21 protein-coding genes and 1 tRNA gene are annotated in these 23,699 nt (G+C 72.1%); 12 read left to right on the top strand and 10 right to left on the bottom strand.

Features of this window, described 5'->3' with window-relative positions; translation table 11 throughout:
- Positions 1 to 11: 11 nt before the first annotated feature.
- The 3 genes from GA0070560_RS26250 to GA0070560_RS26260 form a co-directional block, all read right to left on the bottom strand.
- A complete protein-coding gene (locus GA0070560_RS26250; protein WP_091297056.1) occupies positions 12 to 1,658 on the bottom strand; it encodes an IS1634 family transposase in 1,647 nt (548 codons plus the stop codon).
- A 425-nt stretch (positions 1,659 to 2,083) separates the two neighbouring features.
- Positions 2,084 to 2,155, bottom strand: a tRNA-Val gene (locus GA0070560_RS26255).
- Positions 2,156 to 2,239: 84 nt separating this feature from the next.
- Positions 2,240 to 2,839 (bottom strand): TIGR02611 family protein, encoded by a 600-nt coding sequence (locus GA0070560_RS26260; protein ID WP_170839594.1) that lies wholly within the window; start codon positions 2,837 to 2,839, stop codon positions 2,240 to 2,242.
- A gap of 294 nt (positions 2,840 to 3,133) precedes the next feature.
- On the opposite strand from GA0070560_RS26260, the gene GA0070560_RS26265 reads away from it, so the two are divergent.
- Positions 3,134 to 3,565 (top strand): SsgA family sporulation/cell division regulator, encoded by a 432-nt coding sequence (locus GA0070560_RS26265; RefSeq protein ID WP_007457244.1) that lies wholly within the window; start codon positions 3,134 to 3,136, stop codon positions 3,563 to 3,565.
- A gap of 96 nt (positions 3,566 to 3,661) precedes the next feature.
- On the opposite strand, the gene GA0070560_RS26270 is transcribed toward GA0070560_RS26265, so the two are convergent.
- The gene (locus tag GA0070560_RS26270; protein WP_091302554.1) at positions 3,662 to 4,441 is read right to left on the bottom strand and encodes a glucose 1-dehydrogenase; all 780 of its coding nucleotides are present in this window, start codon (positions 4,439 to 4,441) and stop codon (positions 3,662 to 3,664) included.
- Positions 4,442 to 4,577: 136 nt separating this feature from the next.
- On the opposite strand from GA0070560_RS26270, the gene GA0070560_RS26275 reads away from it, so the two are divergent.
- From GA0070560_RS26275 to GA0070560_RS26285, 3 genes are all read left to right on the top strand, one after another.
- Positions 4,578 to 5,474, top strand: coding sequence for a helix-turn-helix transcriptional regulator (locus GA0070560_RS26275; protein WP_091302555.1), 897 nt, complete (start codon positions 4,578 to 4,580; stop codon positions 5,472 to 5,474).
- A gap of 199 nt (positions 5,475 to 5,673) precedes the next feature.
- A complete protein-coding gene (locus tag GA0070560_RS26280) occupies positions 5,674 to 6,192 on the top strand; it encodes a GNAT family N-acetyltransferase (protein ID WP_091302557.1) in 519 nt (172 codons plus the stop codon).
- 200 nt (positions 6,193 to 6,392) lie between these two features.
- The gene (locus tag GA0070560_RS26285; protein ID WP_091302559.1) at positions 6,393 to 6,572 is read left to right on the top strand and encodes a DUF4236 domain-containing protein; all 180 of its coding nucleotides are present in this window, start codon (positions 6,393 to 6,395) and stop codon (positions 6,570 to 6,572) included.
- A gap of 93 nt (positions 6,573 to 6,665) precedes the next feature.
- Here GA0070560_RS26285 and GA0070560_RS26290 read toward each other — a convergent pair whose 3' ends face one another.
- Positions 6,666 to 7,562: a hypothetical protein gene (locus tag GA0070560_RS26290; protein WP_091302561.1), complete on the bottom strand. Its 897-nt coding sequence runs from the start codon at positions 7,560 to 7,562 to the stop codon at positions 6,666 to 6,668.
- 24 nt (positions 7,563 to 7,586) lie between these two features.
- Complete coding sequence (locus tag GA0070560_RS26295) at positions 7,587 to 8,108, bottom strand: VOC family protein (RefSeq protein WP_091302562.1); 522 nt, start codon at positions 8,106 to 8,108, stop codon at positions 7,587 to 7,589.
- A gap of 50 nt (positions 8,109 to 8,158) precedes the next feature.
- Between GA0070560_RS26295 and GA0070560_RS26300 the strand changes: the two genes are divergently transcribed.
- From GA0070560_RS26300 to GA0070560_RS26310, 3 genes are all read left to right on the top strand, one after another.
- Entirely contained in the window at positions 8,159 to 8,617 is a 459-nt protein-coding gene (locus GA0070560_RS26300; RefSeq protein WP_091302618.1) for a MarR family winged helix-turn-helix transcriptional regulator, read from the top strand.
- A gap of 60 nt (positions 8,618 to 8,677) precedes the next feature.
- Positions 8,678 to 10,198: a tetratricopeptide repeat protein gene (locus GA0070560_RS26305; protein ID WP_091302564.1), complete on the top strand. Its 1,521-nt coding sequence runs from the start codon at positions 8,678 to 8,680 to the stop codon at positions 10,196 to 10,198.
- Between the two features lie 232 nt (positions 10,199 to 10,430).
- On the top strand, positions 10,431 to 12,653 hold the full coding sequence (locus GA0070560_RS26310) for a HelD family protein (protein WP_170839597.1): 2,223 nt from the start codon (positions 10,431 to 10,433) through the stop codon (positions 12,651 to 12,653).
- 159 nt (positions 12,654 to 12,812) lie between these two features.
- Here GA0070560_RS26310 and GA0070560_RS26315 read toward each other — a convergent pair whose 3' ends face one another.
- A complete protein-coding gene (locus GA0070560_RS26315; RefSeq protein ID WP_091302620.1) occupies positions 12,813 to 13,220 on the bottom strand; it encodes a hypothetical protein in 408 nt (135 codons plus the stop codon).
- Positions 13,221 to 13,511: 291 nt separating this feature from the next.
- On the opposite strand from GA0070560_RS26315, the gene GA0070560_RS26320 reads away from it, so the two are divergent.
- A complete protein-coding gene (locus GA0070560_RS26320; protein WP_091302568.1) occupies positions 13,512 to 13,895 on the top strand; it encodes a hypothetical protein in 384 nt (127 codons plus the stop codon).
- 61 nt (positions 13,896 to 13,956) lie between these two features.
- Here the strand turns inward: GA0070560_RS26320 and GA0070560_RS26325 are convergent, their stop codons facing one another.
- From GA0070560_RS26325 to GA0070560_RS26335, 3 genes are all read right to left on the bottom strand, one after another.
- The gene (locus GA0070560_RS26325) at positions 13,957 to 14,916 is read right to left on the bottom strand and encodes a sporulation protein (RefSeq protein ID WP_091302570.1); all 960 of its coding nucleotides are present in this window, start codon (positions 14,914 to 14,916) and stop codon (positions 13,957 to 13,959) included.
- 110 nt (positions 14,917 to 15,026) lie between these two features.
- A complete protein-coding gene (locus GA0070560_RS26330; RefSeq protein WP_091302571.1) occupies positions 15,027 to 15,803 on the bottom strand; it encodes a DeoR/GlpR family DNA-binding transcription regulator in 777 nt (258 codons plus the stop codon).
- Between the two features lie 40 nt (positions 15,804 to 15,843).
- A complete protein-coding gene (locus GA0070560_RS26335) occupies positions 15,844 to 17,895 on the bottom strand; it encodes a beta-galactosidase (protein ID WP_091302573.1) in 2,052 nt (683 codons plus the stop codon).
- Positions 17,896 to 18,176: 281 nt separating this feature from the next.
- On the opposite strand from GA0070560_RS26335, the gene GA0070560_RS26340 reads away from it, so the two are divergent.
- From GA0070560_RS26340 to GA0070560_RS26355, 4 genes are read left to right on the top strand one after another with little or no spacing between them, the layout of a single operon-like run.
- On the top strand, positions 18,177 to 19,508 hold the full coding sequence (locus GA0070560_RS26340; protein WP_091302575.1) for an ABC transporter substrate-binding protein: 1,332 nt from the start codon (positions 18,177 to 18,179) through the stop codon (positions 19,506 to 19,508).
- 22 nt (positions 19,509 to 19,530) lie between these two features.
- Complete coding sequence (locus tag GA0070560_RS26345; protein ID WP_091302577.1) at positions 19,531 to 20,493, top strand: carbohydrate ABC transporter permease; 963 nt, start codon at positions 19,531 to 19,533, stop codon at positions 20,491 to 20,493.
- Positions 20,490 to 21,401, top strand: a complete 912-nt coding sequence (locus GA0070560_RS26350) for a carbohydrate ABC transporter permease (RefSeq protein ID WP_091302579.1) — start codon at positions 20,490 to 20,492, stop codon at positions 21,399 to 21,401. Before GA0070560_RS26345 ends, GA0070560_RS26350 begins: the two co-directional genes overlap by 4 nt.
- Positions 21,398 to 23,671 (top strand): alpha-galactosidase, encoded by a 2,274-nt coding sequence (locus GA0070560_RS26355; protein ID WP_091302581.1) that lies wholly within the window; start codon positions 21,398 to 21,400, stop codon positions 23,669 to 23,671. The genes GA0070560_RS26350 and GA0070560_RS26355 overlap by 4 nt, the downstream gene beginning before the upstream one ends.
- Positions 23,672 to 23,699: the final 28 nt, after the last annotated feature.

Here is a 23,699-nt window from a genome sequence, read left to right on the forward strand (position 1 = left end):
CCTGAGTTCGGTCATTTCGTTAGTGCCCGAGGTCCGCCCATGGTGAGTGCGTCGATGATGGCTTGTCGTTCGGGGTCGATCTGGGGTGGGAACGTCTGCGTGGCGTTGTTGATCGCGAGGGTGGCGGAGCGTAGCGGGCGTAGCTGACGCAGGACGTTGCGGATCGCGAGTCCGGTGCGGGTCTGCACTTCGCGGGTCACGGCCAGGGCGGTGAACACGATGGTCAGGTGTGCCTCGATGGCGTCTTTCGTGTGGTGGAACATGGGTCGGGCGGCGAGGTCGGTCTTGGACATGCGGAAGGACTGCTCGACGTGCCACAGGTCGTGGTAGTTGGAGATCACCTCGGCAGGGCTCATCACGTTGTGGGTGATGTTGGTGACGTAGCCCTTGAGTCCGACGAGTTTGCGTGCCCTGGCCAGCGACGCTTCGTCGAGGGTGCGGGCGGTGCCGTTGATGGTGACGAATCTCGGGGTCCTGGTCGTCTTCTCCCCGGCGATGACGGCCCGTGCTTTTGCCTCTTGGGCGTTGAGGGTCTTGTTGTCCCGGACGGCGCGGGTGGCCGAGTAGGACCACACCGCCCGCCACGCCGACGGGTGTGTTCCTGGGTTCCACACCGGCTCGGCTTTGAGGGCGGGGTCGTTGTCCCGGTTGGCGCCGGTGCGGGGGGTGATCGTGTCGATGATCTGTCCGTCGGTGAAGTAGTCCCCGTGCCAGCGGTAGTGGGACTCCAGGTCGATCGGCGCCTTGGTGGTGCGTGAACCGACGATGAAGCCGAGGCCGGCCTCGTCGAGTTCGCGCAGGTTGGTCGCCGACAGCATGCCGGCGTCGGCGACGATGACCATGCCCGCGATGTGGTGGCGGGCCTGGAACTGGCGGATGACCGGCAGCAACGTCAACGTCTCGGCCTTGTTGCCCTCGAAGCAGCCGATCTCCAACGGGAACCCGTATCGGTCGACCAGCAGCCCGACGACGATCTGCGGGTCCACACGTCGTTCCTTGGAGTATCCGACCTTGCGCAGGTCGTCTTCCTTGTCGGCCTCGAAGTACAACGTGGTCACGTCGTACAGGCAGAGGCTGACATCGCCGCTGCCCGTGGCGTGGGCGAAGCACAGTCGTGCGATCTGATCGCGGTAGCCGCCCTCGTGTGCGCGGATCAGGGTGCGGCGCATCGTCTTCTCGCTGGACGGCTTACGGCCCAGGTCGATCAGCACCCGACCGGTGTCGCGGATCGAGGTCGGTTCCACGATCCGCGCGATCACCAGATCCCGAAAGACCTTGTCGCCCACCGCGTCGAATCCCAAAGTGGTGAACACTGCGGCCAGCACGTCGTAGAGCACCCGCGACGCCGTCGACACCACCCGCGGCGCGGCGACCACCGCCGGCCCACGCACCGATGAATTCTCGACCTGGAACAACGCCGCGTCACCGACCGGGCCGACCAAGGCCGCCTTCGGCGCGACCGGCTCGACACCCAGCTCAAGCTCACCCTGCCCAGGATCGGCAAGAAGCTCGCGGGCCCGCGCGATCAGCAACCCCAACTCGGCCTCGGTATGCGCCGAGCCCACATGAGCAATGATCCGCCGCCGCCCACCGACGGACTCGGCGATCTGCACCGCCGTCGCGCCCGAGGCCGTCCGCACCCGCCGAATCCACGCCACGAACCCGAGCGTAAGACACCAATTAGTGCCTCAGAAACAACCCACCAACACCCAACACCCCAGGTCAGCGCCCTACACCCCATCGCCCCGCAAGCCGGTGACCAAACTCAGGTTCTACGCTCAACTCTCTCGCTCCACATGCCGCGCCACATCCTCGGCGCGCGGCAGCACCCCATCGTGTCCGAATCCTAGGCGCGATCGAGATCGGGCCCCGGGCCACGCCCGGGGCTCTGTGATAGCAGGGGCATACGACCCGTTAGGTGTCGGCGCGCCACCAGGTACCACCGTTCCTGCACGCGCCTACCTAATCGGCCACCCGGGCCGAACGTCCTGCTCCCAATCTGCTCCCAATTTAAGGGGTCACACGGCAGAAGCCCGTTACCGCTGGTTCCGGTGACGGGCTTCTGACCTGCATACATCTACGGTGGGCGATACTGGGATCGAACCAGTGACCTCTTCGGTGTGAACGAAGCGCTCTCCCGCTGAGCTAATCGCCCTCAGCGCCGTTGACTCTACCTGATCGAGGGACCGGACCAAAAACCCGGGGTCCCGCGCGTCCCGGACGAGTGGTCAAGGCGAGGTCAGTTCGTCGCGAGGTAGTGCAGCAGCCGCGCCACCAGGTCGATCCCGAGGCTGTACTTGAGCGACAGCCACACCACGGTCGCCACGAAGACCAGGCCGACCGATCCGAGCACGAAGCGCACCGGAAGCGATCGTGACGTCACCCATCGCGTCCAGTTGTGCACGTGCCGCCGGGTGAAGCCGAGCAGCCGTCGCGCCCAGTGGAACTCGACGGCCCAGATGGCGAGGCCGGCGATCACGATCAGCCAGCCCGGGCCGGGCAGCGGGATGAGGGCGATGCCTACGGTCACCACCAGCGCCCCGGCGACGGCGACGAAGATCTTGAGGGTGACCCGGCCGGTGGGGTTGGCGCGGATCAGGTCGAGGGTGGTGCGGATTCGCTGCCGCCAACCGGAACGCGGTCGGTCGGCCACGGCGGTGCCGGCGCCACCCGTCGCGGCAGGGCGACCGGGGCGCGAAGAGGCGGGACGGCGGCCGGAGCGGCCGTCGGCGACCGTCCGTCCGTCCCGGTCGGGCTGATCCATCGGCACCGCGTCTCCCCGCCTTTCGGCTGCTCGGACCCCTACTTCTGGTGAGCCGGTCGCGGTGCGCACATCCATTGAGGATCGGTTCGTGACCATTTCACCCCTCAGTGTCGCCCCGGCCCGTCACTTGCGCAGACCACTGGACGTTACCGGAGTAAGTCGACGACTGAACCACCCGACTTCGGGCGGGCTCCCGCACTGGGCAGAGCCGGAAATCCTACAAGAATTTTCACATTCTGGAGGCGTTTCCGACCCCCTTCCCACCACTGGGTGAAGTCAGCGTATGGCGGAGCGTAGCCAGAGGTAGCACCTGAGTATGGGAAAAGCGGGACACGCGCGTTCCGCAGCGGTGCCGGGGGGAGAACGTCCATGAGTGTCATCCGACCGACGACCGTAGAGGTCGAGACGTCGCTAAGGCTCGTCGCGCCTGACGCCACCGCATTGCCGGTGCGTGCCAGCCTGCGCTACGACCCTGCTGACCCGTACGCGGTCCATGTCCTGTTCCACGCCGAATCCGCCGGTGGCGAGGCCGTGAGCTGGTCCTTCGCCCGAGAGCTGTTGGTCACCGGCCTCGACGAGCCGGCCGGGATCGGTGACGTCCGGGTCTGGCCGTGGGCCACACCGCGCGGCGACTTCGTCGCGCTGGCGCTGTCGTCGCCCGACGGAAACGCCCTGTTCGAGGTGCCGCGCAGCGTCCTGGTGCGCTTCCTGCGGCGGACGTACGTCGTCGTCCCGCGCGGCCGCGAGGCCGAGCACCTGGACGTCGACACCGCGGTGAACCGGCTGCTCGCCGGTCGCTGAACCACCCGATCGGAGCCGCGCGGATCTGCCGAGTCCGCGCGGCTCCGGCTCGCCTCCTCCCGGGTACGACCACCGCCCGACCCGGGACGGCCACGCTCAGCCGTGCGTGGTGATGCCGCCGTCGACCGGGATCACCGCGCCGGTGAGGTACGCCCCGGCCCGGGACGACAGGTAGATGGCGGTCCCGGCCATGTCTTCGGGCCGGCCGATCCGCCTCAGCGGCACCTGCTGCTCGATCGCCGCGCGCGACTGCGGGTCGTCCAGGGCGAAGGCCATCATCTTGCTCTCGAACGGCCCGGGCGCGATGGCGTTGACCGTGATGTGCTCCCCGGCGAGCTGGTGGGCGAGGCTGCGGGTCAGCATGTGCACGGCCGCCTTGGTGGCCGAGTACGCGTACACCTCCATGAACGGCACGCGGAGGCCGTCGATCGAGCCGATGTTGATCACGCGGGCGGGGTCGTCGGCGCCGGCGGCGGCGGCGCGCAGCGCCGGCAGCAGCGCGGTGGTGAGCCGGAAGACGGCCTTGACGTTGACCGCCCAGAGCTTGTCGAATGCGGCCTCCGGGTACGACTCCAGCGGCGCACCCCAGGTGGCGCCGGCGTTGTTGACCAGCACGTCGAGCCGGTCGGTGCGCTCCCTGACGGCGGCGGCGAGCCCCTCGGCGCCCTCGTCGTGGCCGAGGTCGGCCGGGATGGCCTCGCAGCGCCCCTCGGCGGAGAGTTCCCTGGCCACCGTCTCGCAGACGTCGGCCTTGCGGGACGAGATGATCACGCGGGCGCCGGCCTGCACGAAACCTCGGGCGATCATCAGCCCGATCCCGCGCGAGCCTCCGGTGACCAGGACCGTCTTGCCGGCGACCGAGAACAGTTCCGTCATGCCCGTCCCATCACGCGTCGGTGGACCTACCGCTCGGTAACGTAGCCCGGCCCCGGTGCCCGGACAACCCCGCGTACGCGACAGCAGTCCCGTCGCCGGGATGCGACCGCGGCCGGCTCGGGCTACGGTCGAGCTGATGGTCCCTTCCGGTCAGCTCTCCCCGGCAACCTGTCCCGACCTGTCCGAGGTCGGCCTGCTCGACCTCGGCGACCTTGCGCCCGAGCCCGGCTGGCGCCGCCCGGTCCTGCTCGACGCCGACCTGCTCATCCTGGTCACCGGCGGCCACGGCACCGCCGAGCTGGACTTCCGCGCCCTGCCCTGCCGTCCCGGCACGCTGCTGCGGGCCCGCCCCGGCCAGGTGCTGCGCTGCTCCCCCGGCCTCGACGCGACGGTGGTGCGCTGGCACGGCGAGGCGCTGCACGGCCTGGACGTCGACGCCGACGCCGTCCCCACCCACCACCAGCTCGCCGGCGAGGACGAGGACGCGGTCATCAACGAGGTGACCCAGCTGATGGTCGACGTCCGCCGGCACCGGGGCGACCCGGCCGCCCGCCCGCTGCTGCGCCACCAGCTCGCCGTGCTGCTGCTGCGCCTGGGCCTGCTGCCGGCGAAGGCGGGGCCGGAGGCGGACGGCGCGCACCGTGCGGAGGTGGCCACCTTCCGCCGGCTCTGCCGCGAGATCGAACGCGGATATCAGCACACCCGCCGGGTGGAGGACTACGCGGCCCGGCTCGGCTGCTCGGTGCGTACCCTCACCCGGGCCTGCCTGGCGGTGACCGGGCGCAGCGCCAAGCAGGTCGTCGACGAGCGGGTCGCGCTCCAGGCCAGCCGGCTGCTCGCCGCCACCGACGAGCCGGTGGCCCGGATCGGTCGTCGGCTCGGCTTCCCCGAGCCGACCAACTTCGGCCGCTTCTTCACCCGGGAGGTCGGGGTCAGCCCGGGGGCCTTCCGGGCGGCCCGCGCCGAGCCGCCGCCCCGGATCGTCCGGCCCCGCCCGCCCGCCGAGCCGACCACCGGCATCGGGCGGGCATGATGCCCGGGGGCCGATGTCCGCGCGCGGCGACCACCGGGCCGGGCGGGTCCGGTACGAGGGCGCGGCGCGGAGTCCGCCGCGAATTCGGGTGGTCGGGGCGGCAGGTCCCCGACGAGTTCGGCCTCGCGGAGATAGAGGGCCGCCTCCCGGCGCACGTCCGTAGGTTGACGGCTCCGCCCGACGCCTGGGAGCCGCGCTGATGCCCACCCCCGTCCTGCACACCGACCGGTTGCTGCTGGAGCCCTACCGCCCGGACGACGCCGAGGACGCCGTCACGCTGCTCACCGACCCCGAGGTGGGCCGGTTCATGGGCGACGGGCCGCTCACCCCGGCCGAGGCCGCAGCCCTGTTCGGGCGGGTGTTCAGCACGGTGTACGCGAACGACCTCTTCGACGTCTGGGCGGTACGCCGCGACGGCCGGTACGTCGGGCACGCCGAGATCAAGCGGACCGACCAGGTGGACGGCCACGAGATCATCTACGCCCTGACGAGGCCGGCCTGGGGCGGCGGCCTCGGCACCGAACTGGCCCGCGCCCTGGTCCGGTACGGCTTCGACACCCTCGACCTGCCCCGGGTGTACGCCACCGTGGCGGCCGAGAACCACGCCTCGCTGGCGCTGCTGGCCAAGCTCGGCTTCGTCCACGAGCGCGACGTCACCGAGGACGACGGCAGCGTCACCCGGGTGCTCGCCGTCGACCGGGTCGCCGTCACCACCTGAGTCCACGGGCTCACCGCGCCGCAGGCCGGCTCGGCGTCGACGCGGCTGCCTGCACGTTCGCCCGGCGCGGCACGTTCCGCCCACCGGGGACCTCGGCGCCGTCCAGGGCGGATCGGGAGCGGGTTTCGGATTTCGGCGATCCGGGCACGTTCGAGGTCGAGACGGCGGGGAAAGACAGGGAAGGCGAAGGGAGCCCCACCATGGGTCTGATGTTCCGCAAGCGCAAGAAGTACGGGCCGATCATCCTGAACTTCACCGAGAACGGCTTCTCGTCGTGGAGCGTCAAGATCGGTCGCTGGTCCTGGAACTCCCGTGCCAAGGCGCACCGCGTCGACCTGCCGGGGCCGCTCTCCTGGAAGCAGGACAAGTCCCGGGCGTGACGTCCCGGGGCCGAGCGGGGCGCCGGTGGTCCACCGGCGCCCCGCTCGGCCTTCCGCTCGCCTACTTCCCCGTGCCGGTCGAGCCGGACGTGGTCAGGCGGTTGGCCGGCCGGCCCCGGCGCTGATCACCACGTCGCCGCCGAGGCGACCCTCGGCCGGGTCGCGGGTGACCGCTCCGGAGTGCAGCAGGCCGGTCAACGCGCCGACCGTGTCGGTGGCCCGGTAGGCGGTCGCGGTGACGGTGTGCCGGCGCAGCTCGGTGACCGTACGGGGGCCGGAGCGGGCCAGCTCGGCCAGCAGTTCACGGCGCAGCGGCGCCGGGTCGGGGTGCAGGGCGATGTCGAGCAGCCCGCCGGCCGGGTCGGCGGGATCGCGGTAGCGCACCCCGGCGAACTCGTCGACGGCCCAGAGCGTGTCCTTGAACGCCTCCATGTTCTTGTCCAGCCCGGTGCCGAAGGCGACCATCCGGGCCGCCGAGCCGTCGGCGGGGACCAGTTCGACCTCGCTGACCAGCGGGAATCCGGCGGCCGCCAGCGCCGGCCGGAGGGTGCCGGACGCCCCGGCGGTGAGCAGCAGCTCGGCCGGGCGACCACCGGCCGCGACGGCGCGCAGCGCCGGCTCGGGGGCGGCGCCGTCGACGAGGGCCAGCAGCGGCGCGCCGGCCGCGCCGGCCGCCTTGAGAGCGACCGGCAGCCGGGAGGGGTCGCCGGGCACCACGTGCACGGCCACGTCGGCCGGCAGGGTGGCTTCGACCGCGCCCAGCCGGGCGGGCAGGTCGGGTCCGCCGCCGGCCAGCACCAGGACGGTCAGCCGCCGGCCCCGGAACCGGTCGGCGAACTCGGCCACCACCCGCAGCGCCGCTTCGGCGGTGCCGGGGTCGCCGGCGTACGCGAGGGCGAGGGTGGCGCGTCGGGAGCGGTGCATCGCCCCGGGCAGCCAGTGGTCGAGCTGCCGGACGAGCAGTTCACGCAGGACGGCGTCGGTGGACATCCTGCCGTTCTACCGTACGGGCGATCAGGCCGGGACGGAGATCCCCACCCCGCCGCGGGTCTGGCCGCCGTAGCGCTGCCGCTCTCGGTCGATGTCGAGCCGGCCGATGCGCTTGCGGGCGGCCAGCGCGGCGTCGTCGAGCAGGTCGGCCGGGACGATCCAGACGATCTCGAACTCCAGCCCGTCGGGGTCCTGGCCGTAGAGGCTCTTGGTGGTGCCGTGGTCGGAGGTGCCGACCAGGGCGCCCGCGGCGGCCAGCCGCTCGGCGGTGCGGGCCAGTTCGTCGAGGGTGTCCAGCTCCCAGGCGAGGTGGTAGAGGCCGACGGTGGCGCGGCCGGCCTGGGACCGGCCGGCGGCGGCGCCGATCTCGAAGAGGCCGAGGTCGTGGTCGTTGGTGGAGTCGGGTGCCTGGAGGAAGGCGGCGCCGGCGAACCCGTCCGGGGTCATCGCGACCGGGCGGAAGCCCAGCACGTCACGGTAGAAGGCGACGCTGCGCTCCAGGTCGCCGACGTAGAGGACGGCGTGGTTGAGGCGGTGGATTCCCATGGGAGCCACGGTAGCGCGGCTTGGTTGAGCCTTCAACTAGTGACGCTATGATAGCCGTCATGACCCGGTGGCTGGACCACGACGAGCAGCAGACCTGGCGAGCCTTCCTGACCGCCTCACGCGCGCTGACGGAGACCCTCGACCGCGAGCTGCAGCACGACGCCGGGATGCCGCACGCCTACTACGAGATCCTGGTCCGGCTCTCCGAGGCTCCGCAGCGACGGCTGCGGATGAGCGAGCTGGCCGAGAGCACCGGCTCGTCACGCAGCCGGCTCTCGCACGCCGCCGCCCGGCTGGAGGCCGCCGGCTGGATCCGGCGCGAGGAGTGCCCCACCGACCGGCGCGGCCAGATCGCCGTGCTCACCGACTCCGGGTTCGCCACGCTCGCCGCCGCCGCGCCCGGCCACGTCGAGGGCGTCCGCCGCCACCTCTTCGACGCGCTCAGCCCCGCCCAGGTCGACCAGCTGCGCCGGATCAGCGAGACCCTGGTCGCGCACCTGACGCGTTGACGACGGATCAGATCACTTCCGGGTCTTGTACATTCCGTCGCCGGACCAGCACGATGGGGCGTGTCCTCCGGCTTCGGTGAACTGACCTTCCAGGCGCACCAGCTGGTGTCCGCCGGTGACCTGGCCGGCGCCCAGCGGCTGCTCGCCGACGCGCTGACCGACGCCGACCCGCGCCCCGACCACGCCTCGCCCGAGCTGGCCGACGCCGCCGGCCTGCAGGCCCGGGTGCTGGTGGCGCTCGGCGAGCCGCACTCCGCGCGAGGCTGGGCGGCCTTCGCGTACGCCGCGGCCGCCCGGCTGCACGGGCGCTCCGACGAGCGGACGGTCTCCGCCGCGGCCACCCTGGCGGCCGTGCTGCACCGGGTCGGCAGCGACGCCCGCGCCGCCCGGCTCTACTCCGAGGTGATCCTGGAACTGACCGCCCGCGACGGTCCCGAGTCGCTGCGGGTGCTCGCCGCGCACGCCGACCTGGCCACCGTCGAGTACGCCCGGGGTCAGTGCGCGCAGGCCCGGGAGCGCCTCCAGGACGCCTGGGAGTTGCACCGGGAGGTCTACGGGGACGGGCATCCCAGCGGCATCAAGATGCTCGCCCGGCTCGGGGCGATGCAGCGCGACTGCGGCCGGTTCACCGAGGCGCAGGACAATCTCGCGCTCGCCCGCGAGCTGGCCCACCAGCACCTGGACGCCGAGGACCCGCTGGCCCGGCAGGTCGCCACGCTGGCCCGCTCGGCCGCCGACCCGGACCACGTCTGCGACGACGAGCCGCCACCGGAGCGGGAGGTGCCGGTGGTGCCCGCGGCGCGTACCGCCCCGCCGGACGAGGGGCCGCCCGAGCCGCCGGCCTGGCCGGTCGGGCCCGCCGCGGGCGACCAGACGTACCCGCCCACGGTCCCCGGTCAACGCCTGCCCACCGAGGACGTCGACGCCGCGTACCCCTACGACCCGGACGCCGACCGGTGGCCGCCGCAACCCACGCCGGATCCGGCGTACGACCCGGCTCCCGCGTCCGTGGCCGGCGGATACCCGGAGGAGGCCGACGGGGTGCACCGGGTCGGGCAGCACCCCGATCCGTCCCGGCTGCTGCCGGTCGTGGTCCCCCGACACGTCGCGCCGCCCCCGCACCGCAACCTGGCAGTGCCCGCCGTGGTGGCCGGGGTGGCCGTGGTGCTGCTCGGCACCGTCGCGGTCGTCGCCGGGGTGTCCGGGGTCGACGGCGGCGATCCCCCGGCCGCCCCGCCCACCGGGCCGCCCGGTGTCGCGTCGACCGGGCCCGGCACGGCCCCGCCGAGCACCGGGGCCCTCACCGCGCCCGGCACGCCCCCGGACCGGGTGACCCTGGACGACCGGCGCGGCGACATCGCCCTGTCCTGGCGGTACCCGGCCGGCGCGGAGGGCCCCGTCGTGGTCTCCGGCGGCCGGGCCGGTCAGCAGCCCCGCGCCTTCCAGGAACTGCCCGCCGGGACGGAGAGCTTCGTCGTGTACGGCCTGGACCGCACCAACGACTACTGCTTCACGGTCGCGGTGGTGTGGTCCACCGACAGCGTGGGCCGCTCCCGCGAGGTCTGCACGAAGCGCCGCTGATCCCCCGCCCGCCACCGGTGTGACGTGGCCGCGCGGAGGGCCCGGCACGCTTGGTGGGACGACTCGCCGCGCGGTATCTTTCTCAGTTCAGACACAAAAAAGGAATGGCACCGAATGCCATTCCTGAAGTTATTCTAATTGACGAGGAGACGGCTTGTCAACGCACTCCGACAGGTCCGCCAGGCAGCAGCGGGACGACGACGAGATCGGCCGCGAGCAGGAGTACGTCTCGATGCTCTACGGCCAGCTCGACGGCATGCGCGAGCAGGCCGCCCAGCGGCTCACCGAGCAGTTGTGCACCACCGGCGGCACGTTGCAGGCCCGGTCCCAGCGGGACAGCTCCGTGCGGATGTACGCCGAGCAGGTCGAGCAGTTCTCCGCCGTGGAGAACGGCCTCTGCTTCGGCCGGCTCGACGGTGCCGACGGCGCCCGGCGCTACATCGGCCGGATCGGCATCTTCGACACCGGCGGCGACTTCGACCCGCTGCTGATGGACTGGCGCGCCCCCGCCGCGCGGCCGTTCTACCTCGCCACCGCCGCCAACCCGCAGGGGGTGCGGCGTCGGCGGCACCTGCGTACCCGGCAGCGCAAGGTGACCGGGCTCAACGACGAGGTGCTGGACATCGCCACCGCCTCCCCCACCGCCCACGAGGAGCTGACCGGCGAGGCGTCGCTGCTCGCCGCGCTAAACGCCGGACGTACCGGGCGGATGCGCGACATCGTGGAAACCATCCAGGTCGAGCAGGACCGGATCATCCGGGCCGACCTGCCGGGCGTGCTGGTGGTGCAGGGTGGCCCGGGCACCGGCAAGACCGCGGTGGCGCTGCACCGGGCGGCGTACCTGCTCTACACCCACCGGCGGGAGCTCTCCACCCGGGGCGTGCTGCTGGTCGGCCCGAACGCCACCTTCCTGCGCTACATCTCCCAGGTGCTGCCCACGCTGGCCGAGACCGGCGTGCTGCTGCGTACCCCGGGCGACCTCTTCCCCGGGGTGAGCGCACGGCGCACGGAACCGGCGCGCACCGCGGCGCTCAAGGGCCGCACGGTGATGACCGAGGTGCTCGCCGCCGCCGTCCGCGACCGGCAGTGGGCGCCGGACGAGCCGCTGGAGATCGAGGTCGAACGGGAGACGCTGCTGCTGGCCCCGGAGACCGTCCGCGAGGCCCGGGAACGGGTACGGCGCACCGGCCGCCCGCACAACCTGGCCCGCGCGCTCTTCGACGTCGAGATCGTGCACGCCCTCGCCGACCAGGTCGCCGAGCAGATCGGTGCGGACCCGCTGGGCGGGGAGAACCTGCTCTCCGAGGCCGACCGCGCCGAGATCCGCCGGGAGCTGCGGAACGAGCCCGGGGTGCGCGCCGCGCTGGACGAACTGTGGCCGGTGCTCACCCCGCAGCGCCTGCTCGCCGACCTGTACGCCTCGGCCGACCGGATCGCCGTCGCGGCACCGATGCTCACCGACGCCGAGCGGACGCTGCTGCACCGGGAGCCCGGTGGCGGCTGGACCCCGGCCGACGTGCCGCTGCTGGACGAGGCCGCCGAACTGCTCGGCGAGGACGAGCGGGCCGCCGCCGCGCGCCGCGAGCGGATCCGCGCCTTCCAACGCGAGTACGCCGAGGGCGTGCTGGAGATCTGGCGGGGTTCCCGCTCGATCGACGTCGAGGACGAGGCAGACGGCGGCGAGATCCTCGGCGTCACCGACCTGCTCGACGCCGACCGGCTGCTGGAGCGGCAGGAGGAGGCCGACCGGCTGACCACCGCACAGCGGGCCGCCGCCGACCGGGGCTGGGCGTTCGGGCACGTCATCGTCGACGAGGCGCAGGAGCTGTCGCCGATGGCCTGGCGGTTGCTGATGCGCCGCTGCCCGAGTCGGTCGATGACCATCGTCGGCGACGTGGCGCAGACCGGCGCGCTCGCCGGCACGCCCTCCTGGGCCGACGCGCTGGAGCCGTACGTGGCGCAGCGCTGGCGGCTGGAGGAGCTGACCGTCAGCTACCGCACCCCCGCCGAGATCATGGCGGTCGCCGCCGACGTACTCGCCGAGATCGACCCGGCGCTGCGCCCGCCCCGCTCGGTACGCTCCAGCGGCGTACCGCCGTGGGACCGCGCGGTCGAGGACGGATCGCTCGCCGACGAGCTGGTCGCGGCGACCGCGCGCGAGGCCGCCGGGCTGGCCGACGGCCGCCTCGGCGTCATCGTGCCGCAGGGGCGGGCCGACGAGCTGGCCGCCGCCGTGGTGGCCGCGCTGCCCGAGGCGGCCGTCGGCGAGCAACCGGAGCTGGAGAGCCGGGTGGTGGTGCTCACCGTCGACCAGGCCAAGGGCCTGGAGTTCGACAGTGTGCTGGTGGTCGACCCCGACCGGATCGTCGCAGAGTCCCCGCGCGGCCGCAGCGACCTCTACGTCGCCCTTACCCGCGCCACCCAACGCCTCGGCATCCTCCGCCCCACCCCCTGACCCTCGGCCCGTTGATCATGAGGTTGTTGTCGTCCACATCGGCGTGTCGCGACAACAACTTCATGGTCGACAAGCGGGACGGGAGCGGGACGAACCGGAGGCGCGCGGGCGGGGCGGCGTCCGGCGGGACGCCGTCCCGGGGCGGGAGGGTGGGGGTGGTCAGTCGTCGGTGACGTTGCCGACCTGGGCGCCGGTGGCGGAGGCGTCGCTGGTGGAGCCGCCGGCCGGGGTGCTCATGCCACCCGTGGTGGCGTCGCCGGTGGTGGTCGGGGCCACCACGCCCGGATGCCGCTCCGGCTGCCGGGCCAGCCGGCGCACGCTGGCCGGGCCGGCGGTGCCGCCGGTGGTGGTGACCGCGCCCTGACCACGGGTGGGGCCGCCGTCGCGCAGCACCTGCGGGTCGACCGGGACGTGGGCCGGGTCGTCCGGGTCCTCGTCCTGGAGCACCCGGTTCACGTCCGTCTGCGGCGTCGTCACCTCGTCCAGGGCGCCCTCGCCGTACACACCGGTGGTGAGCCGCTCCTCGGCCCGGCGGGCGGACTCCCGCATCCTGTCGTCGTCACGCACGTCCATCACCTCGCAGAGATATCGCGGATCTGCCTGCGTGCCCGACGGCCGGCGGGCCAAACCGGCGGCCCCGGGACGGGTGGGCGGGCGTACCCCGGGCGGGGCACGTCGCGCCGGCGGTGCCCGGGCCCGGGGATCCGCCAACTATCCGGGCAGCCGGGGGTGTTACCTCTCGGGGCCCCTCGGGTAGACCCAGGGTGCCCCCGCCACAGAACGCGAACCGTGCCGTGGCCGATACGCGGTAGCGGGGCGAGGGAGTGCAGGTACTCATCAAATCCTGAGGAGGACCAGATGAGCACGCAGGCTGCATCCACCAGGGCCACCAACCGGCCGATGCAGGACATGCCCAACCGCGCCGCCATGAACGAGGCGCCGACCCGTCCGATGCCGATGATGTACCAGGACGGGCACCGGGAGCAGGCGATGCAGGCCCCGGGCACGGAGACGAAGCCGTCGTTCGCGACGACCGAGTTCTGGGTCTACATCGCGTCGGTGATCGGTATGCTGGCCGCGTCGTACCTGGTCGGCAAGAACTCGGTCGGGGTGGACATCTTCCGCGCCCCGCAGGCCTGGTTCTTCATCACGCTGCTGACCATCGGCTACCTGGGCAGCCGGGGTCTGGCCAAGGCCGGCAGCAACTTCCGCAGCAGCGAGGAGCGCAAGGCCCGACACTGACCGACGAGATCAACACCAGCACGGTGGCCCCCGGGATCCGTCCCGGGGGCCACCGTCGTCCTCACTCGAAGTCGCCGCCCCAGTCCTCGGCGAAGTCACCCTCGATGGCGTCCTCGATCATCTCACCGGCGATCATGCCGCCGACCACACCGAGCGCCGCTCCGGCGACCACGCCGCCCATGCCGGGCCCACGGTGACCGTGGCCGTGGCCGTGCGGGACGCCGAAGCCGGAGGCGCGCAGGCTGCCGTAGCGGGAGGTGGTCTCCCGCAGCCAGCCGTCGACGACAGCCGTCCAGTCGAGCCGGTCGGCGTCGGCGTGCGAGACCTGGTAGCGACCGAAGACGTCATGCCCGGCGCTGAGGAAGCCGCCGCGCTTGTCGCACTCCAGGACCACCTCGACACCGTGCGGGGTGGTCACGAAGGTCAGCTCCACCTCGGTGATGGTCTGCGCGTACTGCGGCGCGGCGAAGAACTCGATCTCCTGGTAGAACGGCAGCGTCTGCTGGGTGCCCCGGATGTGGCCGCGCTCCAGGTCGGCGACCTTGAACCGGAAGCCGAGGCGCTGGAAGGCCTCCAGGATCCGCTCGTGCACCGGCAGCGGGTGGACGTTGACCTGGTCGAGGTCGCTCTTGTCGACCGCCCGGGCGATGGCCAGCTCGGTACGCAGACCCATCGTCATGCCGTGCAGGCGCTGGCCGTAGACGTCCGTGATCGGGGTCTCCCACGGCACCGGCAGCTGGAACGGGATCGACACCTGCTGCTTCGGCGCGAGCTGGAGCGGGCCGCTGACCGCCATCCGCTGGAACTCCATGATGCCGGCGTACTCGGTGTCGCCGCCCTCGATCTCGACCCGGGTCACCAGGGCCACGGTGATCTGCTCGATGTTCGACGCCGCGTCCCCACCGACCAGGTTGACCTGGCCGTCCAGGATCAGGCCGGGCCGGGTGTTCGGGTTGGCCAGGACCGTGTCGACGCTGGGCCCACCCACGCCGAACGCGCTCAGCATCTTCTTGAAGACCATCGGAACTCCCGCTTCACGGTGGGCGTGCTCCACCGTGGAGCACGCACGGTTTCCCCGGGAACCCTAGCCGGACCTGCTGGGAACTGCCTGGGAGGCACGACGGGGCCAGCTCACTCGACGTCGACGACGATCAGCTCGCCGACCTGCTCACCGATCTGGCGGCGCCCCTCCGGCGGCAGCCTGCCGTCGGTGACGAGCACGTCCGCGGCGTCCAGCGGGGCGATGGTGGCGATGCCGATGGTCTCCCACTTGGTGTGGTCGGCGAGCACGACCAGGCGGCGGGCGGCGCTGATCAGCCGCCGGTTGACCGCCGCCTCCAGCAGGTTGGGGGTGGTGAAGCCGGTGCGCGGGCTCATGCCGTGCACGCCGAGGAAGAGCAGGTCGACGTTGAGCGTGCCGATCGCCGCCTCGGCCACCGGCCCGGTCAACGCGTCCGACGGGGTGCGGATGCCGCCGGTCAGCACGACCGTCTGATCGGCGCGGGGGTTCTGGTAGAGCGCGTCGGCGACCGGGATCGAGTTGGTCACCACGGTCAACCCCCGGACCTCGGCGAGCCGGGTGGCCAGGGCGGCGGTGGTCGTACCGGCGGAGAGGGCGACCGCCATCCCGGGCTCGACCAGGCCGGCGGCACGTTCCACGATGGCCCGTTTCTCCGCCTGCTGACGGATCGACTTGGCCGCGAAGCCGGGCTCCTCGGCGGAGCCGGGGCCGGCGAGGGTGGCGCCGCCGTGCACCTTGTCGACCAGCCCTCGCTCGGCCAGCACCTCCAGGTCCCGCCGGATCGTCATGTCGGAGACCCCGAAGCGGCTGACCAGGTGGCTGACGCGCACGCCGCCACGCTGCCGGATCAGCTCCAGGATGGCGCTCTGCCGTTGCTGGGCGAGCATCGAACCTCCTAACCGGGCGGACGGGGAAACAGTACGCAGCTCAGGCCACCGTGGACGGGCGCGGTTCAGCCGCCGGGATCGCTCCCACGCCGGTCTGCCCCTCGCGGACCACGGCCACCTCACCGGCCGGCACCCGCAGCCCGCCGGCGCAGATCGTGCCGGTGAGCAGCTCGGCGCCGGTGACGTCGAGGCGGACCTCCGCGTCGGTGTGGTTGACCACGAACAGCCAGGAGCGGTCCGCGGCACGGCGGCGGACCACCTCCACCCCGGAGGGCGCCCCGACCACCGGGGGGCGCGCCCCGGACTCGGCGAGCAGCCGGGCCACCAGGCCGTCGGTCGCCGCCTCGTCCAGCCGGGTGCCGAGGTACCAGGCCGCGCCGGCGCCGACCCGGTGCCGGGTCAGGGCCGGCACACCGGGCAGCGGCCCGTCGGAGTACGAGGCGAGCACCTCGGCGCCCTCCGGGTGCAGCCACTCGGTCCAGACGTCGGCGGTGGCGCCGTCGTCGAGGCGTACCGCCTCGCCGTGGCGCAGCGGGAAGAACTCCTCGGTACGGATGCCCAGCAGCTCGCGGAACACGCCCGGGTAGCCGCCCAGCCGGACGTGGTCGTGCTCGTCGACGATCCCGCTGAAGTACGTCACCAGCACGGTGCCGCCGGCCTCGACGTACCGGTGCAGCGCCTCGGCGTCGGCGTCGCGGACCAGGTAGAGCGTGGGCGCCAGGACCAGCTTGTAGCCGCTGAGGTCGGTCGACGGGTGCACGACGTCGGTGGTGACGCCGGCCCGCCACAGCGAGCGGTACAGCGCCTCGAGGCGGTCGGCGTAGGTGACGTCGACGCTGGGGTGCGAGTCCAGCTCGACGCCCCACCACGCCTGGAAGTCGAACAGGATCGCCACTTCGGCCTCGACCCGGCTGCCCCGCACCTCGGCGAGGGCCTTCAGGTCGGCGCCGAGCCGGCAGACCTCGCGGAAGACCTTGGTGTCCGGGCCGGCGTGCGGCACCAGCGCGGAGTGGAACTTCTCCGCCCCCGCCCGGGAGGCCCGCCACTGGAAGAAGAGCACCCCGTCGGCGCCGCGCGCGACGTGGGCGAGGCTGTTGCGGCGCAGCTGGCCGGGGGTCTTGGCGACGTTACGCGGCTGCCAGTTCACCGCGCTGGTGGAGTGCTCCATGAGCAGCCACGGATCGCCGCCGGCCACACCTCGGGTGTGGTCGGCGGCCAGCGCCAGCCCGAGGTGCGACTGCGGGTCGGCGGCGGTGAGGTAGTGGTCGTTGGAGACCACGTCCACGTCGGAGGCCCAGGAGTGGTAGTCCAGGTACTTGATCCCGGTGCCGATCATGAAGTTCGTGGTGACCGGCTGGCGGACCAACCGCTTGAGCACCTCGCGCTCGGCGCGCAGCTGGGCGCGCTGCTCGTCGGAGGAGAAGCGCAGGAAGTCCAGCTGCTGGGTCGGGTTGGCGAAGGTCGGCGCGGTGCGTGGCGGGTTGATCTCGTCCCAGTCGTGGTACCGCTGGCTCCAGAAGGTGGTGCCCCAGGCGTCGTTGAGCCGGTCCAGGCCGCCGTAGCGTGCGCGCAGCCAGCCCCGGAACGCCTGGGCGCTGACGTCGCAGTAGCAGTGCACGTTGTGGCAGCCCAGTTCGTTGGAGACGTGCCACATCACCACGGCGGGGTGCCCGGCGTACCGGTTGGCGACCGCCTCGACCAGGGCGAGCGAGCGCTCGCGGAAGACCGGTGAGCTGGGGCAGTACGCCTGCCGGCCGCCGGGCCAGAGGACCGTGCCGTCGGCGGTGCGGGGCAGCGTCTCGGGGTGCCGGTGGGCCAGCCATGGCGGCGGGCTGGCGGTGGCGGTGGCCAGGTCGACGTTGACGCCGCCGGCGTGCAGGACGTCGAGGGCGCGGTCCAGCCAGCCGAATTCGTACCGGTCGGGGGCCGGTTCGAGCAGCGCCCAGGAGAAGATCCCGACCGAGACCAGGTCCACGCCGGCCCGGCGCATCAGCGCCACGTCCTCGGCCCAGACCTCCTCGGGCCACTGCTCGGGGTTGTAGTCCGCGCCGTAGAAGATGCCGTCGCCCTGCCAGGTGCCCTGCTGTCGCATGAGAGCAGAGCGTGCCCCTCCCGGCCCGCCAAGTCAACACTTTCCAACATCGCCGACGTTTCCAACGTTTACCGCCGGGGACCGCGTTGGAAACACTGCGGTATCGATCCCGACCTGCCCTCTTGACAGCGCCGCGCGGAGGGGTAGCTTCAACCGCCACCGGCACTTTGTGTTTGCCAATGTTGGATCGCGGTGAGATCCATGTTGGCATTCGCGGACACCGGCCCCCGCCACTTCTGACGACCCTTGGGCGCAGCACCTCTTCATCCGCAGGAGGCACCATGTCCCGTCCCCGCACCGAGGCCGAGTACCTGGCCCGACTCGTTCCGCCGTCCGTCGCCGGCATCGGGCGCCGTCGCCTGCTCGCCGGCACGGCCGGCGCGGGCGCGCTGCTCGGCACCGGCCTGCTGGCCGGCTGCGGCTCCGACTCCGAGTCGGGCAGCTCGGACTCGAAGACCGTCTCGCTCGGCTCCAACCAGTCCGACCCGACGCCGAAGAACGTCATCGCCAAGATCATGGACGGGTTCAAGTCCTCGTCCGGCATCGAGGCGAAGATCAACACGGTCGACCACAACACGTACCAGGAGAACATCAACAACTACCTGCAGGGCAAGCCGGACGACGTGTTCATGTGGTTCGCCGGCTACCGGATGCGGTTCTTCGCCGCCAAGGGCCTCGCGGGCGACGTCAGCGACGTGTGGGGCAAGCTGTCCGGTCTCTCGGACGCTTTCAAGAAGGCATCCACGGGTGACGACGGCAAGCAGTACTTCGTGCCGTCCTCCTACTACCCGTGGGCGGTCTTCTACCGCAAGTCGGTGTGGAAGCAGTACGGCTACGAGGTGCCGACCACACTGGATCAGTTCAACGCCCTCGGCGCGCAGATGAAGAAGGACGGCCTCAGCCCGATCGCCTTCGCCGACAAGGACGGCTGGCCGGCGATGGGCACCTTCGACATCCTCAACCTGCGGGTCAACGGCTACCAGTTCCACGTCGACCTGATGGCCGGCAAGGAGTCCTGGACCTCCGACAAGGTGAAGAAGGTCTTCGACACCTGGCGGGGGCTGCTGCCGCTGCACCAGCCCGACAGCCTGGGCCGGACCTGGCAGGAGGCCGCGCAGTCGCTGCAGCAGAAGAAGTCCGGCATGTACCTGCTCGGCCTCTTCGTCGCCCAGCAGTTCAGCAACGACGAGCAGGACGACCTGGACTTCTTCACCTTCCCGGAGATCGACCCGTCGATCGGGGCGAAGGCCCTGGACGCGCCGATCGACGGCTACATGATGGCCCGCAAGCCGAAGTCCGAGGCGAACGCCAAGAAGCTGCTGGAGTTCGTCGGGTCGAAGGAGGCCGCGGAGATCGGCGTGAAGATCGATCCGGCCACCCTGGTCGCCAACAGCCAGGCCGACACCAGCGGCTACACCGCGCTGCAGAAGAAGGCCGCCGAACTGGTCGGCTCGGCCACCGAGATCGCCCAGTTCCTGGACCGGGACACCCGCCCGGACTTCGCCTCCACCGTGATCATCCCGGCGCTCCAGCAGTTCATCAAGAACCCGAACGACGTCGACGGGCTGGTCAACAGCATCGAGAACCAGAAGAAGAGCATCTTCACCAGCTGACGGCGAGAGGGGGAGGACCGCCGTGTCCGACCTGCCCCTGATCCAAGCGGATCGCGCCGTGCCGTCGCCGGCCGCGACCGCCACCTCCACGGGTGGTGGTCGCGGCCGCCGGCTACGGCTCCTGTCCCGCACCGACCGCGTGGTGATCACGCTGATGGTGCTCGTACCACTGCTGCTGGTGGTCGGCCTGGTCTGGCTGCCGGCACTGGCCACCGTGGCGCTCTCCGGCACCAGTTGGGACGGCATCGGCCCGCTGAGCGAGATCGAGTGGGTGGGCGGCCGCAACTACTCCGACGTGGTCAACATCTACCCGCCGTTCGTGCCGGCGATCCAGAACAACCTGCTGTGGCTGGCGGCGCTCTTCGTGGTCGCCACCCCGATCGGCATGTTCCTGGCCGTCCTGCTCGACAAGGAGATCCGCGGCAGCCGCTTCTACCAGACCGCGCTCTACCTGCCGGTGGTGCTCTCGCTGGCGCTGATCGGTTTCGTCTGGCAGCTGATCTACTCCCGCGACCAGGGCCTGCTCAACGCCGTCCTGGGCACACAGACCGACTGGTACGGCGACCCGGACGTCAACATCTGGGCGGTGCTCTTCGCCGCCGGCTGGCGGCACGTCGGCTACATCATGCTGCTCTACCTGGCCGGGCTGAAGGGCGTCGACCCGTCGCTGCGGGAGGCCGCATCGGTCGACGGCGCCTCGGAGGCCAGCACGTTCTTCCGGGTGGTCTTCCCGGTGATGCGGCCCATCAACATCATCGTGCTGGTGGTGACGGTGATCGAGTCGCTCCGGGCGTTCGACCTGGTCTGGGTCATCAACAAGGGGCGCAACGGACTGGAGCTGATCTCCGCCCTGGTCACCTCGAACGTGGTCGGCGAGGCCAGCCGGATCGGCTTCGGCTCGGCGCTGGCGACCATCATGTTGATCATCTCGCTGGTCTTCATCACCGTCTACCTGGCCGTCGTCATGAGGGAGGACCGGCGATGAGCGCCGCGACGTTGACCCGCGAGCCGGCGGCCGGCGCACCGACCCCCCGCCGCGCGCCGCTGCGGCCCGCCCGGGTGGTACTGCACCTGTTCCTGGGCGCGATGGCGCTCGGCTGGCTCTTCCCGATCGTCTGGGCGGTGCTCACCTCGCTGCGGTCGTACGACTACACCGCCGCCAACGGGTACGTCTCCTTCGGCGGCTGGACGTTCGACAACTACGTGACCGCCTGGCGGACCGCGGAGTTCGGCCAGCACTTCCTCAACTCGGTGTACATCACCGTCCCGGCGGTGCTGCTCACGCTCTTCCTCGCCTCCTGCGTGGCGTTCGTGATCGCCCGGTTCAGCTGGAAACTCAACATCATCCTGCTCGGCCTCTTCACCGCGGCGAACCTGCTGCCCCAGCAGGCGCTGCTCATCCCGCTGTTCCGGATCTTCACCGAGGTGCCGCTGCCGGCGTTCATGAGCGACTCGGAGTTGCTCTACGACAGCTACTGGGGACTGATCCTGGTCAACGTGGCCTTCCAGTGCGGCTTCTGCGTCTTCGTGCTGAGCAACTACATGAAGGCGCTCCCCCGCGACCTGTACGAGGCGGCGATGGTCGACGGGGCGAGCATCTGGCGGCAGTACTGGCAGGTCACCATGCCGCTGTGCCGGCCGGCCCTGGCGGCGCTGGCCACCCTGGAGGTGACCTGGATCTACAACGAGTTCTTCTGGGCCACCGTGCTGATGCGCACCGGCGACAAGTTCCCGGTGACCAGCTCGCTGAACAACCTGCGCGGCGAGTTCTTCACCGACAACAACCTCGTCTCGGCCGGTTCGGTGCTGGTCGCGATCCCCACCCTGGTGATCTTCTTCCTGTTGCAGAAGCAGTTCGTCCGGGGTCTGACCCTGGGAGCGTCCAAGGGATGACGATCGTCCACCTGCGCCGCGCGCGGACCAGCCTGGTGCTCGACGCGCGCGGCGAGGGCCTGCCCCGGGTCGTGCACTGGGGTGCCGACCTGGGGCCGCTGCCCGCCGACGACCTGCCCGCCCTGGTCGCGGCGACCGTCGCGCCGGTGGTGCCGAGCAGCTTCGACGCGCCGACCGTGCTGTCGCTGCTGCCCGAGGCGAGCGCCGGCTGGAGCGGCCGGCCCGGGCTCGCCGGCCACCGCGACGGGCAGGACTGGTCCACCGCCTTCCGCCTCGACGGGATCGACGTGGACGACGACGTCCCGGCGCACCGACCGCTCGCGCCGTCGGGCGGGACCGCCGCCCGGGGCGACGGTGGAACAGCCGCCCCGGAGCCGGGCCGCACCGCCCCGGGCGGTGACGCGGTGGTCGTATCCCGAGGGGACGGTGCCCGGGGCGGGCCCGGCGCGGCGCGGGTGACGGTACGGGCGGCGGACCCGGCCGCCGGTCTGGCCCTGACCGTCGAGATCACGCTGGACCCGGCGGGCCTGCTGACCCTGCGGCACCGGCTGCGCAACGACGGCGAACACCCCTACGAGCTGCGCGAGCTGACGCCGGTGCTGCCGGTGCCGGCCGTCGCCACCGAACTGCTCGACCTGACCGGCCGCTGGTGCCGGGAACGCGCCCCGCAGCGACACCCGTGGCCGATGGGCGCCTGGGTCCGCGAGGGCCGGCACGGGCGGACCGGGCACGACGCGACGCTGCTGCTGGTGGCGGGCACCGCCGGTTTCGGCTTCGGGCACGGCGAGCTGTGGGCGGTGCACACCGCGTGGAGCGGCGACCACCTGACCGTCGCCGAACGCCGCCCGACCGGGGAGTCCACCCTGGGCGGCGGTGAGCTGCTCACCCCCGGCGAGATCGTGCTCGCCCCCGGCGAGGAGTACGCCACTCCCCTGCTCTACGCGGTGCACTCGACCGCCGGGCTGGACGGGCTCAGCGACGTGCTCCACACCCACCTGCGGGCCCGCCCCGAGCACCCCCGCACACCCCGGCCGGTCACCCTCAACGTCTGGGAGGCGGTCTACTTCGACCATGACCTGGACCGGCTGGCGGCCCTGGCCGACCGGGCCGCCGAGGTGGGCGTGGAACGGTTCGTGCTCGACGACGGCTGGTTCCGCGGCCGGCGGCACGACCGGGCCGGGCTCGGCGACTGGCACGTCGACGACGAGGTCTGGCCGGACGGGCTGCAACCGCTGATCGACCACGTGCGCGGGCACGGGATGCAGTTCGGGCTCTGGGTCGAACCGGAGATGGTCAACCCCGACTCGGACCTGTTCCGCGCCCACCCCGACTGGGTGCTCCAGGCCCCCGGGCGGCTACCGCCCGAGTGGCGGCACCAGCAGGTGCTCGACCTGGCCCACCCGCAGGCGTACGCGCACCTGCTCGACCGGCTCGACGCGCTGCTGGCCGGGCACCCCGGGATCGCGTACCTGAAGTGGGACCACAACCGGGACCTCACCGAGGCGGGGCACGCCGGCCGGCCCGGGGTGCACGCGCAGACCGTCGCCGCGTACCGGCTGCTGGACGAGCTGCGCCGCCGGCACCCGCACCTGGAGATCGAGAGCTGCTCCTCCGGCGGGGCCCGGGTCGACCTGGAGATCCTGCGCCGCACCGACCGGATCTGGGCCAGCGACTGCAACGACGCCCTGGAGCGGCTGTCGATCCAGCGCTGGACCGGGCTGCTGCTCCCGCCGGAACTGGTCGGCACGCACATCGGGCCGGAGCGCTCGCACACCACCCACCGGGTGCACGACCTGGGCTTCCGCGCGGTCACCGCGCTCTTCGGCCACCACGGCATCGAGTGGGACATCGGGTCGGTCAGCGCCGCCGAACGGGCCGAGCTCACCGCCTGGGTGGCGCTGCACAAGCGGCTCCGACCGCTGCTGCACACCGGCCGGGTGGTCCGGGTCGACCACCCGGACCCGGCCGTGCAGGCGCACGGCGTCGTCGCCCACGACCGCTCCCGCGCGGTGTACGCCGTGTCCCGACTGGCCACCTCCGCCGCGCAGGTCCCCGGGGCGGTCCGGCTGCCCGGGCTCGACCCGTCCCGCCGCTACGCCGTGCGCCTGCCCGAGGGCGTGCCGGAGCCGGCCGTGTTGCAGATGACCGAGCCGGGCTGGCTGCCGGCCGGCGTGACGCTCGGCGGGGCGGCGCTCGGGTCGGTGGGGCTTCAACTGCCGGCCTTGCACCCGGAGCAGGCGCTGCTGCTGGAGGTCGTCGCGGTCGACTGAGGGCGTACGACACGTCGGAGGCGCTCTG

This window comes from Micromonospora halophytica, from assembly GCF_900090245.1.
Lineage (GTDB): Bacteria > Actinomycetota > Actinomycetes > Mycobacteriales > Micromonosporaceae > Micromonospora > Micromonospora halophytica.